The organism is Acidithiobacillus sp. TH-A36, from assembly GCF_057473445.1.
On the sequence record NZ_JBYCKP010000396.1, the window covers coordinates 1 to 2062 of the forward strand.

The 2062-nt window shown below is 49.8% G+C and carries 4 protein-coding genes; all 4 read left to right on the forward strand.

Annotated elements, in window-relative coordinates:
- A partial coding sequence (locus AC2VLY_RS10235) for a hypothetical protein (protein ID WP_486922216.1) occupies positions 1-312 on the forward strand: 312 nt, incomplete at its 5' end.
- A 109-nt stretch (positions 313-421) separates the two neighbouring features.
- Positions 422-916, forward strand: a complete 495-nt coding sequence (locus AC2VLY_RS10240) for a hypothetical protein (RefSeq protein WP_031572423.1) — start codon at positions 422-424, stop codon at positions 914-916.
- A gap of 321 nt (positions 917-1237) precedes the next feature.
- On the forward strand, positions 1238-1489 hold the full coding sequence (locus tag AC2VLY_RS10245) for a hypothetical protein (RefSeq protein ID WP_031573230.1): 252 nt from the start codon (positions 1238-1240) through the stop codon (positions 1487-1489).
- 3 nt (positions 1490-1492) lie between these two features.
- Positions 1493-2062: ParB/RepB/Spo0J family partition protein (locus tag AC2VLY_RS10250; protein WP_486892298.1), on the forward strand; the 570-nt coding region annotated here is incomplete at its 3' end.

The following is a 2062-nucleotide window of genomic DNA, read 5'->3' on the forward strand; positions in this document are numbered from 1 at the left end:
CAAGAAATCAGCATGGATGCTGGCTTCATTCACACCGTCATTTTTTCCAGTGAGGCTTTTGCGCTGATTCGCTGGCGTCCTGGGGAAGACTCCAAAAAACATATTTTCGAACCGAGCGAAGACCGCTTATGGAACGTGCTGTGGATGGCCCAATTAGCCATTCGCGCCAATCCTGATGCAGAAGAAACGATGTTCGCAGCGCGTCTGATGCCAAAAGTTGGCGGCGGTCAATACCCGGAAATCGCGCGTTTCAGCGCAAAATGCACCACAACCATTGATGGTCGCCCGGCGGTCAAAATAGACCTGGCTTAATTGATTGAACAAGCCTGCGTAATACTTCCACAATCACATTATGCAGGCATTCAAAGAACGTTCTGTAAGGCGTTGCGATCCTCAGAAACAAAGGAGTAATATCTTGTATATGAGCACATGGAAATCACCAGTAGCCTTGTACAAGGCTCTCGTTGAGGCGAAAGTCTCCACAGATACCGCGACTGAGGCCGCTCAGTCCGTGGTGGATGACATTCGAACAGTGATTAATAACCTGGCTACCAAGCAGGAATTAACGCAAGAGATTTTGGCAGCCCGAAAAGATCTCAGGCACGAAATCCTGCTGACCAAACGTGAGCTTCAAAATGAAATTCACGCGACAAAGAACGAACTTCAAAGCGAAATTCGTGAGACGAAGAGCGAGATCCAAGCGACGAAAATCGAACTTCAAAGCGAAATTCACGCGACGAAGAGCGAGATCCAGACAACGAAGATCGATCTTCGCGCTGAAATCAAAGTGCTGGAAACCAAAATGGATAGCAAGTTTAAAATCATGCAAGTTTACATGGTAATCATCGGCATATTGGCGGCCTCTTCCAGCCCGATTTTCGCCCCTCTGGTCAAAGTTATCGAACACCTGCTGTAATCCCCTCTCAGGATAAGCACTGTATCCAGTGCCATCCTGTACCTTCCCTAATATCGCGTCATAGTCCTCGCATCATCAACGCGCAGTCCCCCATTTCATCGAAAAATCTCCGATGGGAGGATGGGGATGTACGTCTTTTGTGTGGATATGTCGCCTTCACCTCAATACCCGAGAATCGCGCGTTTCAGCGCGAAATGCACCACACCCCTTGATGACCGGCCGACGATCAAAATAGACCCGGCCTGATATTTTCAACTTCCAATCTCGGCATGCTGCGGCTGTTGTAACCAGTCGTGATTGGACCTGCAAAAAGGAGTTTTTATGTATAGCACTGAAAAAGATCACGAAGTCGTTATTGTGATGGAAGGCGGTTTAATCCATGAGGTCATGATGAACGAGGCCGCAAAGGCTCGCGTCAGAATTACCATCGTGGATATGGACACAGAAGGAACAACCCTTGATGTCCATACCGATCTGTCCGGAAACGAAATCACCATCGAACAATACGGTGAAAAGAACTCTAGCGGTCCATGCGAATACATGGACCATATCCTCAGTCTGGTAAAGGAGTAAATCATGGAAGTAGTCGTCAGCAGCATCGTAGAAGGCGTCAACCCCCGTCGTTACTTTGACGAGGAGGAGATGCAGGAGCTGACCCGCAGCATTAAAGCGAACGGCATCTTGCAACCTATTGCTGTACGTCAAAATGCCGAGGGCAAATACACCATCATGGCGGGGCACCGTCGTTTTCGTGCCGCGCAAACGCTGAAATTAGATAAAGTCCCAGTCCACCTGGTGGACGGAGACGAAGATGAGATCGCTCTCATCGAAAACAGCGTCCGGGCCGATATGAGTCCTGCTGAGGAATGTGAGGCCGCCGCCAAAATCCTCCGCAAGATGAAAGGTGACATTGTGGAAGCGGCGATCCATCTGGGATGGACCGAAGACAAGCTACGCCGTCGGGTCGCCTTGTCTGCCTGCAGCCAGAAGGTCCGTGATGCGCTTGCAGAACGGAAGATCAAATTGGGCATTGCCGAGTTGCTGGCAACCGTTCCGGAAACCGAAAATCAGGACAAAGCGCTGGAAAAGATTGTTGCCAATAATCTGAGCGTCGTCGAAGTCAAACACTTCCTGGCCAAGCTGACG

Coding starts and splice junctions, on each gene's coding strand:
- AC2VLY_RS10240 (WP_031572423.1), top strand. CDS start 422: ATGAGCACATGGAAATCACCAGTAGCCTTGTACAAGGCTCTCGTTGAG.
- AC2VLY_RS10245 (WP_031573230.1), top strand. CDS start 1,238: ATGTATAGCACTGAAAAAGATCACGAAGTCGTTATTGTGATGGAAGGC.